The sequence below is a fragment of the Pantoea latae genome (assembly GCF_002077695.1).
GTDB classification, from domain to species: Bacteria; Pseudomonadota; Gammaproteobacteria; order Enterobacterales; family Enterobacteriaceae; genus Pantoea; species Pantoea latae.
In genome coordinates this window covers 18,486-30,963 of sequence record NZ_MWUE01000022.1, presented here as the reverse complement: position 1 = coordinate 30,963, position 12,478 = coordinate 18,486, and the positions used below count along the sequence as shown (strand labels likewise).

Here is a 12,478-nt window from a genome sequence, read left to right as displayed (position 1 = left end):
TTCGTTGACATCCACATGTGCCTCTGGGTAAATTTTGGGTAAAAAGATTTCACCCGTACAGATTTTACCCAATGCTTACTATCAAACAGATCAACGCCGCAAAGCCCAAAGACAAGCCTTACCGGATTGCTGATGGTAATGGTCTTTACCTTTACGTACCGGTAACCGGTAAAAAGGTCTGGCAGATCCGTTATCAGTATTATGGTAAAGAGAAGGTGCATACCATCGGTAAGTACCCGGAGATAGGTCTGGCCGATGCACGTAATCTCGCATTTGAGCTAAGGCGCGACCTGGCTTCAGGTTTAAACCCGGCGACGAAGAAGCTGCGAAAAACCAAAGAGCCAGACTCTTTCAGTACTATTTTTGAGGAGTGGTATAAGTATAAAAGAGCCTCATGGTCTGATCGCTATGCCGCTGAAGTCAGGCAGATGTTTAAGGATGATATCCTTCCTTACATTGGTAAGTTGCAGTTGGAAGAGATAGAACCGATGACGCTGCTTGCGGTACTGCGCCAGTTTGAGGAGCGTGGAGCTCTTTCGCGTGCTAGCAAGGCTCGTCGCCGGTGTGGTGAGGTATTCAGGTATGCCGTAGTGACAGGGCGAGCCAGATACAATCCCGCACCTGATCTCGCAGATGCCATGCAGACTTACCGGAAAAAAAATTTTCCGTACCTGCCTGCTGACCAGATTCCAGCCTTTAATGCAGCTCTGGCAACATATCCAGGAAGTATTGTTTCTCGCGTCGCTACTCAGGTTCTTCAGTACACCGCAATGCGTACTATAGAACTCAGAAGCATGCAGTGGAAAAACGTCGATTTCGAGAACAGGCTCATCACGATTGAGCCAGAAGTGATGAAAAGCCGCAAGATGCACGTCGTGCCGATGTCTGATCAGGTTATTGCGTTGCTCAAATTCCTGAAACCGATCACGTCCATATCACCTTATGTATTTGCGGGACGCAATGACAAGATGAAGCCAATAAGCGACTGTGCTGTGCTGACTGTAATTCGCCTGATCGGTTACGGTGGCATTGCGAGCGGTCATGGGTTCCGTCATCAGTTCAGTACCATATTGAATGAATACTTGTGGCCTAAGGATGCTATTGAGCGACAGCTGGCGCACGCTGATCCAAATAATATCCGCGGCATTTACAACCATGCTCAGTATCTGGAAAAACGGCGCGAAATGATGCAGTGGTGGGCAGACTGGCTTGATGGCAAGCTGAAGTAAATTTTCATACAGGTGCTAATCTTAGAATCTTCATCTAAGGAGTTTCAGAAATGGACGTATCACCTCGCACTGTTATTGCGCTCAATATTATTTCATCCGTTGTGCTTGTTGCCGGGGCAGCCTTTTATCTGAACTGGATTTGAAGCCCTTCGCATAAACAACCTGCCACTATGTCAGGATATTCAACGTTATTACTCAGCATGGTTATTACACTTCCCCGCTGGTAACAAATGAGCGTCCTGCGCGATAGGCCGTAAATTTTGGTGCCTCGCCAGGGGGAAGATAGCACCAGACACGGCCAAACCTTTTACTGTTACCTACGTACACAATCAACTCGTGCACATGCGACCGGCCGATCGCCGGCAGGTTTATTCCGTTTATTTTGTAACTCATGCCTGGGGCATGTCCCTTATTACCGGTATCCGCGTAAGCGAGCTGGACATCTTTATATATTTCGTTTTGATAATGATGATGCCGGATGATTAACTTAAACTGCTGCCGTTTTCTACGGCACTGAGCCATCAGAGTCAGATTTGTATCCAGAATACGGTCAAATGACTCGCCAGCAATTCTGAACAGAACATGTTCTCCTTCTTTGTCGGACCAGCTGAAAGCGCCTTCGGGTAACCGCACTCCACCTGACTGAACATTATAAATGTCACCTGTTATCTGTTTTGCATCCAGTACACCTTCAATGGTGCAGCTGTCTTTAATCGTGACGTTCTCAAGCTCACCCGACGTTGCCCGTAAGGTACCGCTGATGTCGGCTTTTTTTGCTGACAGCCTGCCGTCTGGTGTCAGGCTGAATGATGGAGGTGATCCACTGCTGATGAGACTGACCGCACGCAGATGCTTAATAAGTGCTTCACGAAAGTAGATATCATTATGCTCAATAACCAGTGCGGGTACGGTGTTTCCGTTCTCCGTGTTCACAAACGCCACACGATCGGCTGCCATCAGGATCTGACTCTGCATCCCCTCCGGTTTTTCCTCAATCCCCATGCCAAAGCCAGCCATGCAGTACTGACCATTTTTCATCTGCTCAAGTCTGACCGACCATTGCGAATTCAGCCGCCCTTCCGTGTCTTTCCAGCTCTTTTCAATTTTCCCGATTTTTGTGGCGCCCTCTGACAGCTGCTCCATTTTTGTCAGTAAGCTCTGGCCAAGATGTGTGTCGCTGATTTTCCCCTTATAAAACGCCAGATAGTCTTCCGCTTTATCGCTCGGCCTGGCGGCCTGTTCGGTAAAAGCAGATTTGCCGAGCGCGTTTACGCTGCGGATATAGAAGTAGTGAACATTGCCCGGCATGAGGCCGTCTTTTATCCAGCAGCGTCCTTCTCCAAGATACTGCGCCTGAGATTCGGCCTGTTGCGCGTCAGCGAGCCGGGTTCCGGCATACCAGAATTCATAACGTACAGTGGCATCATAAACGGCCTGATGTGGCACCAGCGTGACCTGGAAATAGCCGGGTGTGACGTCAATGGATACGGGAGCCTCAGGTGCAGCAACCGTAATACCGGCAGAGGCAGGTTCGCTTTTCTGCCCGGCCTCATTGACTGAACTGACGCTCAGCGTATAGCTTCCCCTTTCTGGCAGAGTGAACGCACATTCAGGCCGATCCGTTGTGTGGCTGAAAACCAGATATCCCGTGGCATCATGGCCACGAGTGACCCGTACATCAAAGTGTGCGCTGCCGGAGGTCCGCAGAACTTCCCATCGGGCAATGGCATGAATGTGGCCGGATGAAGCGCTGACGCTGACATGAAGATGCCGGACAGCGGGCGGTAACATTGCGTGCCCGCTGGCCGGGTTTTCTGAAAAGCGCCTGCCTTCGTCCACTCGCGCCTGTTTCTCCGGGCAGTGCTGCAGTGCGGTCACGGCATAGCCGCCGTTTTCGCTTTCACGTATGGCCACGCAGCGAAACAGGCGCTGCCGCAGACCCGGCAGTTTGAGCCCCCAGACGCTGAATGACGTTATGCCTTCAGGCATGCTGTCCACTTCGACACAGTCAGGTTCAGGATGGCCGGTCACGCTGACGGTCACAGGCTGCCCGGTCTCACTCATCAGATTCAGCGTGGCACGTCCCTCTTCTGGAAGAGACACAGGCTGGTCAAGCCTGAGTAGTTTTTTCTCAGGCTCTGCTGCAATGATCCGGCCACCGGTCGCGGTCCCGGCATAATCGTTGTCGCAAATTTCGAACACATCACCAGGGATATGACGCAGCCCTTCTGCCCCCACACAAAAATCAACGGTCTGGGTTTCCAGCAGTTCGGTCTGGATGATCCATAAGCCGGTCCGGTGTGCCTGCCCCCGGCTGGTACAGCCAAACGCATCGACTTTCAGCAGATTGCGCCCGTATCGCTTTATGGCCTCGCGATCTTCCACCAGCTCTATGGAAGGCTGCCAGTTGTTGTGTGGGTCGATGAAACGTACTTCAACCGCGTTATGGCGATCCTTCAGCGCGCTGAAGCTGTAGTGGAACTGGCCGCCGGCCACGCTGGCACGGGTGTAGGTCCAGACAACATCTGAAGGCGCATCCTGAATAAACGTCAGACGCTGGCCGCTCCATACGGGCATACAGCGCATCATGCTGCAGAAATCACCGATCACATCGAACGCCTTCCGCTGGCGGGTCAGCCACGCGTTGCAGCGGATGCGGGGCTCCAGCCCGCCATAGCCATCACTGACCTTTTCATCACAGTAGCGGGCAATGTTATACAGTGCCCACTTGTCTGCATCTGCAATACCCATTCGTTGACCCAGACCATAGCGTGGGTGCATCAGCAGGTCATACAGGCACCAGGCCGGGTTGTCCGTCCAGGCTTCTTTGAACTCGCCATTCCAGCGTTCTCCGGCATAGCGGCGCGTCACCGGGTCATAATTTGCCGGCACCCTGACCAGGCGCCCCCGCATCAGGTAATTACGCTCCGCTCGCTGATTGCCCGATTTCTCTGAGTCAATTTTCAGGCCCGTCACGGCCGTATGGAGATAGCATTGCCGGACATCGGTGATTTCTGTATATGATGACCAGAAGGTCTTATTGAACAGCCGGTTACCGGTGCTGTCAGGCGTAATACGCGTTACGCGAACGTCAAACGGCGCAGCTGGCAGGTCTTCAAGGATCACCGAAAACGCAAATGGCTCGTGCGTACGTCCCTTCACGGTAATGTCTTTTTCCGTTTTCCAGCCTGCAGGATGCCGGATAAGAATTCGCAGGGTGACTGACGCATCCTGCGTTTCGCCTTTTTTGTTGACCGAGAATAGCTGGCGAACGCCCAGCGTCAGGCGAAGCCGGTCTGTTTCCTTTCCATCCACCGTGCGCGTGACGGCATATTGCGCGGTCACGTCAGCATTGATCAGCTTTTCCCGGGCTGATGCCTCAAATCCGCTCAGCGGTGGCTGATCCGCCGTTCCGGCATGAAAGTGCATACTGACGCCCTGCACGTTCACCTGTCCGTCCGGCCCAAGCACAGGCGTGCCGTTAATCAGCACGCTTTTTAAACCGTCAACAAGACCGGCAACGGGGCCTTCGCTGACAACATCCATTACGCTCAGTACCTGAGAGGAGCGAAGGTTGTCAGGTTTGTCATGCGGCGTTTGTGCATGGTGATGAAAAATGTGCATTGCTTTCCTCTGTACAAATAAAAAAACCGCAGTTAAGCGGGTTATGGTGTTCGGGGAGAAGGTGTCAGTGTTTCTTGTTCAATTCTCTCTGCCTGCGCTCACTGCGAACAAGACAGAGTTGATAGTGCAGCTTGTTCACTTAGACAGGCACTTCTTCTGTCAGCATAAACCGTCCTATTCGCCATGATAAAAAAGTACTGTTCATCTATCAGGATGGGCGGGCGAGCAAAGCCAGGCTAGGATGAATCTTAAAGAGTAATCGTCGAAGGGCCGGTTAACCTCCCAGCTTTCAGTTGAGAGTTGTATGTCAAAGAATGATGAGCTTTAAGGCTGATGTTTAGGGTTATACTGAAAACAGGATCCTATGATGTTGTGTAAAGATTAATGAAAAAACCCAATGCTCTCACTTTAAAACTTGACGGTACCAGCCCAAGCAAATTGCCTATGGCTAAGCTGGTTAAGTATATGGCTGCGCTTACGGATTTTTATGGTTCCGTGGAGGCTGTACATTTTGATTCGGTAAGCGAAGGCTCTGCCGATTTAAATGCATGGGTTGATAATGACATTTCTTACAATGCTGTAATTACTAAAGCGACTCTGGCTGCACAGAACAATGGCTCCTCGTACCAAAGGCTAACAAATTTACTTGAACAGGATGGTTTTGTCGGAAAGCTGCTTGATCGTAACGACACTGTTATCATTTCTTTCCCAACGATAAAAAAAGACATGCCCCTATATGTAACTAAAGTTGCTGAGATCCAAGGGAGGCTTTATAGCGTTGGTGGTAAAGATGACTCTATTCCTGTTCGAATTGAAGGCCCTAATGGGGAAACCTTCAAGTGTGAGGCTACTCCCGAACTAGCTTCATCTTTAGGCTCACATCTCTTCAAAAATATAAGAGTAAAAGGAGAGAGTAATTGGGAAAAAAGAGAGGGTAAATGGGAGTTAAAAAAAATGAAAATTGCTTCCTTTACGTTGCTAAAGAAGACATCGCTCAGGGATGCAATCAGCTCTATTAAACAAGCACCTGGGGACCAGTGGTCAGAAGAAGAAGATGCTGATTCTCTCCTCAAGACGATGAGGGTAATAAATTGCGAGTAATTTTAGATACCAATATTTTAGTTCCTTTGCTGTCAGACATTGAAAATGATTACAGAATGTCCGATCCTGTTTTAGGTTCTCAAATTAAAGATGTTAAAAGAAGAGCTGAAGCTTTGCTTGACAGAATCGAAAGCTTAAACGGTACGATAATTGTGCCTACCCCAGTATTAGCTGAATATTTGGTAGGCATACATAAGAATCATCAACAAGAAAGATTAAATATTATTAGATCTGTTTCTTGTTTTGAAACTGCTCCTTTTGATGAGCTTGCTGCAATTGAATGTGCGTCATTACCAACACTTCAGGAGTTAAAAAAAATCAGCACAGAGGGAACGGCTAACAAAATAAAATTTGATAGACAAATCATTGCCATAGCCATTGCGATTGGTGTTGATGAAGTCTGGACTCATGATAAAGGTGTACATGAGAGATGTAAGCATCTCAAAATTCCTGTATTCACATTGTCATCAATAGAACCGGCTCCTATACAAAGCACAATGGACTTCAGTCAATCTATCGAAAATAAAAGTGTACATTGAGCCCACCTTAGTGGGCTACCTGCTTTGACTAGTTTTAAATCCTGTCAGTTATCAGCAATAGCATCATGCTTCGTTTTTCAAATTTTATAATTAAATACAGTCAATTAACTAATAATGATGTAATAAAAAAACGCTTATTTATTCTCTTAATGTCAGTATCCGATAATAATCACCTTTCCTTCCCCGCTCATATCCCGGGTGGAAATCTCCTGAGAAATTACGCGTGACCCCACCCGCATTTCTCCATACAGTACTGGTACCGGCGCGCCCTGAGCCATCATGTTTTCTGTGCCTGAAAACCAGGTGCTTTTGTTATCCCTGGTATCTGCACCCGCAGGTCGTGGAGCCAGCAGCTGAGCGGCTCCGCCCAGCATCAGGCTGGCCCCCAGCGAAAAAGCCGCCCCGCTCAGCGAAAGCGTTGTCGCGCCCACCGTCCAGGCAAAAGCATTCAGACCCGGAATAAATGACGCCGCGATGAGCGCGGCACCTGCAAACAACTGAAGCAGGCCCCGCCGGGAAGCGCCCTGCAGCCGGGGAACCAGATGGACAACTGCGCCGGACGGTAGCTTTTCATGCAGGCGGGCATGCAGGTTGCCAGTATCAAGATCGCTGCCGGCAATACGCACCTGATAAAGCCCTTCGCTGAACTGACGCCTGAACTCACCGGACTGCATCACCAGCGCATGCAGCGCTTCTGCCGCAGTCCTCACATGCAGATCAATGCGCCTGCCAGACCTGCCGAGGTTGCCGTACAGACACACCCGAACCGGCCGGGCCCTTTCAGATGAATATTCAGGTGAGCTCATTTTCATCTCCAAAGCGATAAATGCTGTCACCGCACACCAGCCACCAGCTGCAGGCGCTGTGTCTCATGGCGGCTTTATCCGCAGGGCTCAGTTCAGGTGGCCCATCAGGATGGCTGTGAACCAGCGCGATAATCGTGCCGGCGGCAGAGGCACTCAGGTAATCTTCAGGGGTGATCAGAAAATGCCGGTGTGGCTCAGGGGAAGTGTTAATGCAGGGCCGATACTGACAGTCGTCCGGTGTCAGGATGACCAGACCGCAGCACTCCTGCGGATGACAGGCCCGGGCGTGGGCGAAGATATCTTCGGAGAGACGCCCGATTGTCGCTGCGCTACAGGCGTACGTCATTCTGCTGAGTACGTATTCAGCGAGAGAAACCCGCCGAAGCGCCTGGTGTTATGACGAAGCCGGCAACCTGCCGCACAGTTGCCACAGTGATCCTGAGCGGCATCCTTGACGGGGTGTCCGTTGCTGTCTGCAATTGCCGGCCCGGTGTACCCACAGTCTGCTGAGCGGTATTCCCATGGGCAAAGGTCAGACAGCATGATGCGGCCCGGGCAGAGTAACCCTTCGGTTTCTGTCGGCACGGCCAGAATAAATCTCGCCGTCAGTGACGTCAGTTCCGCCAGCTGTTCAATAACATAACGGCTGACCACTTCCTGCTGCGGATCGGCGTCCGGATTACCACGCCTGAAATTCTCTGCGTCCAGAAACCGGGCACAGACCGTTCGCCGTATCACAGCGGCACCCACCAGGCTCTGGTGCGCCTCGGCCAGGCCGGTCACGATACCATACAGGTTTGAGACAACAACTGACGGACGCGCAGCCGGGCCTCGCCCACTCATGCCACACTCTTCCATCCTGACGGGATAAGGCCGGTAGCGACGTTTCTGCCAGATAACCGCTTTTCCGAGTTCATTCTGTTCATTGCAGAAGAAGTAACGTTTACCGCCTGTTGCGGTCAGATCCGCTTCCCACAGGTCAATACGGGCAGACGGCTCTGTCCGGGTCAGTTCACTCAGCATTTGAGAAGGAATGGTGTTCATCGCTGTTACCTCAGGCGGGGACCTGTTCAAATTCGCCGGTTATTTCCGTGCGCCTCGCCAGACGCACCGCCGACCAGCGTCGGCAGACAAAGACGGCAGGATCGGGCTGGCCCGGCGGTTGCCACAGAAAGGCTCTGACACCGCTGTGCCGGATAAGGAAGTTCTCCACCGCCTGCATCGTGGCGTGAGGTCCGGACAGCATAATGGCGTAGCGGCTCTGAAGAACATTCAGGCCATCTGCGCGCCGCTGCTCATACCCGTCACCAAACCGGATTGTCTGCACACGTGGCTCTCGCTCGGCACGCATACCCGGCCGGATCTTCCAGTTAAATGATTCCATCAGACCCGGCCTCCGCTCATCATGCCGCCGTCACGCTGCTGCTGAAGGAAGAAATCTTTCGCGCCCTGACGCCCCAGCTCATACATCATTCTTGCGGCCTCCGGCCCGAGCTGCCCGTTACGGCCGTCATTGTGAATGGTGACATTAAAGACGGGTGCGTATTTCAGGCCGGCTCCTGTCATCCGGGCCACCACACCCAGCTTACCGTCGGCACCGCGACGTAGTGGAAAGATACCTTCCGGCCCGGCCTCTCCCATGACGCCGGCACCATGGGCAAACGCAAACAGCGTAGGCGTCCGGATCACGCTTCCGCTGAAGGCATGAAGATCCTGAGAATGAAAAACACCGCCCTGCGCATGAAATGACAACGCATGTTGCTTAAGCAGTCCGGCGAAAAAATCCACGCCCCTGACCAGCGTCATTTTCACCAGGATCTGGGTGAGCATGCTCAGAACGTTTCGGGTAAAGTCGCGAAAACCTGCCTTACCGTCCGTCAGAAGAGCACTCAGCTGTGTGCTTAACCCGTCAAGCGCCCTGGACGAAGCCTGTTTTATCTGGCTGTTGGCATCAAGCGCCGCATCACGGTACTCAGCCCATGCGCTTTTTGCTCCCGCCAGCCAGTCAGCCCGCAGCTTTTCTTCCGCCTGCCAGGTTTTTTGCTGTGCTTTTAACACTGCAGCAAGTACATCTGGCGCCTCTGCATAAGTGGCGCTGAGTCGGGTAACGCTGGCATGCTGCTGCGCCTCCCGTGCCGACAGGCCGTGTTCAAGCGCCGCAATTTCCGCCTGCCGCGTGCGCTGCTGCTCCGTAAATTTTCCAGCCTGCACCTGAAGCTGATTCATGCGTTCCTGAAGCGCAACTTCATCCCCCAGCATGGCCAGTTTTTCCTGCTGAAGCAGGACGCTGGCTTTACCGGCAAGCAGGGATTTTTCCTCATGGGTCAGCTGGCGTTTTTGTGCGGCTTCCTCAAGAACATGAAATTTCGCCTGGGAGGCCCAGAGCTCTTTACGCTGCTGGCTGACAATACCTGCTTCCTGATGCGTCTTCAGAGCGTGAAGCCGGGCCTGTAGCGCCAGCATGTCAGCCTGCGCCTTTTCGCCTGCAAGGGCAGCCGCCGACGGCTGATGTGCGTCCCGCCGTTTTCGGCGGCCTGCGACAAGCGTGTCATAGCGCTGTTTTTCACGGCGCATCGCCTCCTCTTTAACCTCACGGGATGCCCATGAATGGCGGATAACTGACAGCGCGCGCTGATGCTTTTCCTCTTCCGTTTCGTACTGTTTTTTCAGGGTCTGGTCAGCATCGAAACGGCGCTTTTTACGGATTTCCGCATCCTGATCTGCTTTATCGCGGGCGGCCTTCAGGTCATGTTGAAACTTCTGTTCTTCCAGCCGGGAAAGCCTGTCCCTGTCCTGCTGCGTGACAGGTATCCAGGCTTTGCCCAGGGCCTTTCCACCCGCGTTTAACTTCTCTCTCAGGGCAGCAATCTGCTCTTCCAGCGACCGTTCCCGGCCGATGCCCAGCATGGCATCCCAGGCACCCGCCGCCGTCTCCCCCAGCCATTTCCAGGTTTTCTCCAGCGTTCCCAGATGCTGTGCCACATCGTCGCTGCGATGACGCAGGGTTTCAGCGTAACGATCCATAGCCAGAGCTGCCGCATCGGCTTCACGCCCCTGTTCTGCCAGGCGGGTGATGTTTTCCAGTTCAGTCGCCGTCAGAAAGTGCAGGGATTTATCCAGCTCCCGGACGGCAGCGACGGGCGTGTCCTGAAGCCGCGCAAACTGTCGGATAGTTTCTTCGGTAGCCTGACCGGTTACAGTTTTGAGACGGGCCGCGACGTCAGCGACCTGCCGGAGGTGCTGCCCATTAAATAAACCCGAGCCAGTGACTTCCGCCAGCACAGAAGCCGCTTCATGCTGCGTAATACCGTTGCCCGTCAGAGAGCGGCTCATCGCCTGTAGCGCTGAGGTTGTCCGGGCGGCATAGTGGCCGGTGAGGATAAGATTCCTGTTAAAGGCCTCAGCTTCCTGACTGCCCTGATACCAGGCTTTCCCCAGTCCCCAGACAGCAGCGGCAATACCGCCCACCATCCCGGCTATGCTCAGACCGCGCAGGGTCATCAGCTTTTCTATCCATCCGGCATTATTCGCAAGCGTAATGCCTGAGCCACGAAGTGCGCCAAAATTGCCCCGCGCCATTTCGCCAAACAACACGCCCAGCTCGCGCCGCGCCGACGCGCTCGCCAGTCCCAGAGAGTGTGTTTTCTGACGGGCCGACTCCAGCTTACGGATATAGATTTCCGCCGCATCGCCCAGCCCCAGCTGTGCCGCGCGCGTTCTCAGCATCTCTTCACGTGAAAGCCGTTGTGTGGCCAGCTGTGCCTTGAGCTGGCTGAGAAAACGGGCTTTTGCCTGCGTGGCCTGCACTTCAGCGCGCGAAACGGAGGAAACCTGCTGCGCAGCGCGCCCGGCCTGCTGCCCCGCGTTTTTCAGCTGACGTTCGACCCGGCCCATCTGCTCGTGAAACCGGGCAGTCTCAGCCCCAAGATTTACGACAAGATCAGCGATCTGCTGGGACATGGCGTTCTCCTCCCATGGACTCTGCCACGGCCATCAGCATGTCATCAGTCATGAGGTCACCGGTTCCTGAGCCACTGAGCAGGCTGAAGTCTTCTGCAGTCAGCCCGCATTCGCCTGTGGCGAGCGCCACCATTGTGCTGCTGAGCGTCGCAAATTCAGCATCCAGCAGGCGATGGCTGAACGGCACAATGGCGAAATAACGCTGCCAGTCTGCGAGTTCAGAAGACGTCATCTCGCTCAGCATCCGGCGCCAGTCAGGACGGCGAAACTCATGGGCCAGAAACATGATAAATTTCAGCTCTCGTCCGTCGGCTTTACCTTCAGGTCATCCTCCCCGGGGCCGGATGGCTCGGCCGGCTTTTCATCCCCCTTGAGATCGCTGAGAACCATCACCTTTTCCGCAGCCACACACAGCGCCTTTTCGGGCCAGTCGGCCAGGATCCCCTGATAAATATCGTTAACGTCCGCCTCACGATGACAATTCCAGAGCGCACGCGAAACAAGCCAGGCACTGGACTCCGTATTCAGCCTGACCAGTGCTGCGTTCCGGGCTGCGTCCGAGGGAGCCTTATCTTTAACCACGTCAGAACTGGCAATAAACGCAAAAAACTCGGCGCGCTGCAGCGCTGTCAGTTCAGATAACTCCATTTGCTCAGGCCCGTAATGAAACACGGTTTTTTCCAGAAACATCAGAGACCTCCTTTATCATTCTTATTGTCAGAATGTGGCGCAGGTGCAGGCGACTGCGGAATTTCCTCAGCCAGAACCGGACGGCCGCTGTTCGTTACCTTGATGGTTCGCGTGATGACCTCTTTTGCCGGAATGGTCTTGCCCAGGCTGCTGACCCAGCCCCGGAACAGATCAACCGTGCCGTTCGGATAGCGAATCTTGTAATAGCGAACCTCCCCACTGTGAAACCAGCTCAGTAAATCTTTCTGTCCCTGCTCGCCGGGTTTCCAGGCAAGCGTAATACTGGCTTCTCCCGCCGATTTCTCGCCCTGCGCCGTGGCTTTCCAGTCGGCGTCCGGATCGTCCAGCCAGGTGTCGTCGTAACTTTCCGCACTGATTTCGCCAGGCTGCAGCTCCCGGATCTGGGCGAGCCGTGTCCAGCCGTCATCGTTCAGAGGTTTAGCGGTGGCATCGCCGCTGCCGGTGAAAATCAGTAAGGTGGTTCCTGCACCTTTGACTGATGCAAGAGGATTAGGTGTCGCCATAGTGG

The 12,478-nt window shown here is 53.4% G+C and carries 10 protein-coding genes and 2 pseudogenes; 3 read left to right on the top strand and 9 right to left on the bottom strand.

Going from position 1 to position 12,478, the window contains the following annotated elements; genetic code table 11:
* Window positions 1-71 precede the first annotated feature (71 nt).
* Window positions 72-1,229 carry a tyrosine-type recombinase/integrase gene (locus tag B2J69_RS14065; RefSeq protein ID WP_081140191.1) on the top strand — a complete coding sequence of 386 codons (1,158 nt, stop codon included), beginning with the start codon at window positions 72-74 and terminating at the stop codon, window positions 1,227-1,229.
* Window positions 1,230-1,436: 207 nt separating this feature from the next.
* Here the strand turns inward: B2J69_RS14065 and B2J69_RS14060 are convergent, their stop codons facing one another.
* Window positions 1,437-4,853 carry a phage tail protein gene (locus B2J69_RS14060; RefSeq protein WP_081140189.1) on the bottom strand — a complete coding sequence of 1,139 codons (3,417 nt, stop codon included), beginning with the start codon at window positions 4,851-4,853 and terminating at the stop codon, window positions 1,437-1,439.
* A 384-nt stretch (window positions 4,854-5,237) separates the two neighbouring features.
* Between B2J69_RS14060 and B2J69_RS14055 the strand changes: the two genes are divergently transcribed.
* Window positions 5,238-5,954 carry a hypothetical protein gene (locus tag B2J69_RS14055; protein ID WP_081140188.1) on the top strand — a complete coding sequence of 239 codons (717 nt, stop codon included), beginning with the start codon at window positions 5,238-5,240 and terminating at the stop codon, window positions 5,952-5,954.
* A 56-nt stretch (window positions 5,955-6,010) separates the two neighbouring features.
* Window positions 6,011-6,493: a PIN domain-containing protein gene (locus B2J69_RS14050; RefSeq protein ID WP_236722734.1), complete on the top strand. Its 483-nt coding sequence runs from the start codon at window positions 6,011-6,013 to the stop codon at window positions 6,491-6,493.
* 152 nt (window positions 6,494-6,645) lie between these two features.
* Here the strand turns inward: B2J69_RS14050 and B2J69_RS14045 are convergent, their stop codons facing one another.
* From B2J69_RS14045 to B2J69_RS14010, 8 genes and pseudogenes are all read right to left on the bottom strand, one after another.
* Window positions 6,646-7,299 carry a tail assembly protein gene (locus tag B2J69_RS14045; RefSeq protein WP_081140185.1) on the bottom strand — a complete coding sequence of 218 codons (654 nt, stop codon included), beginning with the start codon at window positions 7,297-7,299 and terminating at the stop codon, window positions 6,646-6,648.
* On the bottom strand, window positions 7,286-7,645 hold the full coding sequence (locus B2J69_RS14040; RefSeq protein WP_081140183.1) for a C40 family peptidase: 360 nt from the start codon (window positions 7,643-7,645) through the stop codon (window positions 7,286-7,288). Before B2J69_RS14040 ends, B2J69_RS14045 begins: the two co-directional genes overlap by 14 nt.
* Window positions 7,642-8,343 carry a phage minor tail protein L gene (locus B2J69_RS14035; RefSeq protein WP_081140181.1) on the bottom strand — a complete coding sequence of 234 codons (702 nt, stop codon included), beginning with the start codon at window positions 8,341-8,343 and terminating at the stop codon, window positions 7,642-7,644. Before B2J69_RS14035 ends, B2J69_RS14040 begins: the two co-directional genes overlap by 4 nt.
* Window positions 8,344-8,353: 10 nt before the next feature.
* On the bottom strand, window positions 8,354-8,683 hold the full coding sequence (locus B2J69_RS14030; RefSeq protein WP_081140179.1) for a phage tail protein: 330 nt from the start codon (window positions 8,681-8,683) through the stop codon (window positions 8,354-8,356).
* A gap of 134 nt (window positions 8,684-8,817) precedes the next feature.
* Window positions 8,818-11,121, bottom strand: a pseudogene (locus B2J69_RS14025) (phage tail tape measure protein); the annotation flags it as partial.
* A gap of 118 nt (window positions 11,122-11,239) precedes the next feature.
* Window positions 11,240-11,545, bottom strand: coding sequence for a phage tail assembly protein T (locus tag B2J69_RS14020; RefSeq protein WP_081140175.1), 306 nt, complete (start codon window positions 11,543-11,545; stop codon window positions 11,240-11,242).
* Window positions 11,546-11,553: 8 nt separating this feature from the next.
* On the bottom strand, window positions 11,554-11,949 hold the full coding sequence (locus B2J69_RS14015; protein WP_081140173.1) for a phage minor tail protein domain-containing protein: 396 nt from the start codon (window positions 11,947-11,949) through the stop codon (window positions 11,554-11,556).
* A gap of 47 nt (window positions 11,950-11,996) precedes the next feature.
* A pseudogene (locus B2J69_RS14010) lies at window positions 11,997-12,473 on the bottom strand (phage tail tube protein); the annotation flags it as partial.
* Between the last annotated feature and the right edge of the window lie 5 nt (window positions 12,474-12,478).

Bases quoted from the DNA above. Each gene is read 5' to 3' on its own strand.
- B2J69_RS14060 (WP_081140189.1), bottom strand. From the start codon at position 4,853: ATGCACATTTTTCATCACCATGCACAAACGCCGCATGACAAACCTGAC.
- B2J69_RS14030 (WP_081140179.1), bottom strand. From the start codon at position 8,683: ATGGAATCATTTAACTGGAAGATCCGGCCGGGTATGCGTGCCGAGCGA.
- B2J69_RS14020 (WP_081140175.1), bottom strand. From the start codon at position 11,545: ATGTTTCTGGCCCATGAGTTTCGCCGTCCTGACTGGCGCCGGATGCTG.
- B2J69_RS14055 (WP_081140188.1), top strand. From the start codon at position 5,238: ATGAAAAAACCCAATGCTCTCACTTTAAAACTTGACGGTACCAGCCCA.
- B2J69_RS14065 (WP_081140191.1), top strand. From the start codon at position 72: ATGCTTACTATCAAACAGATCAACGCCGCAAAGCCCAAAGACAAGCCT.
- B2J69_RS14045 (WP_081140185.1), bottom strand. From the start codon at position 7,299: ATGAGCTCACCTGAATATTCATCTGAAAGGGCCCGGCCGGTTCGGGTG.
- B2J69_RS14035 (WP_081140181.1), bottom strand. From the start codon at position 8,343: ATGAACACCATTCCTTCTCAAATGCTGAGTGAACTGACCCGGACAGAG.
- B2J69_RS14050 (WP_236722734.1), top strand. From the start codon at position 6,011: ATGTCCGATCCTGTTTTAGGTTCTCAAATTAAAGATGTTAAAAGAAGA.
- B2J69_RS14040 (WP_081140183.1), bottom strand. From the start codon at position 7,645: ATGACGTACGCCTGTAGCGCAGCGACAATCGGGCGTCTCTCCGAAGAT.
- B2J69_RS14015 (WP_081140173.1), bottom strand. From the start codon at position 11,949: ATGTTTCTGGAAAAAACCGTGTTTCATTACGGGCCTGAGCAAATGGAG.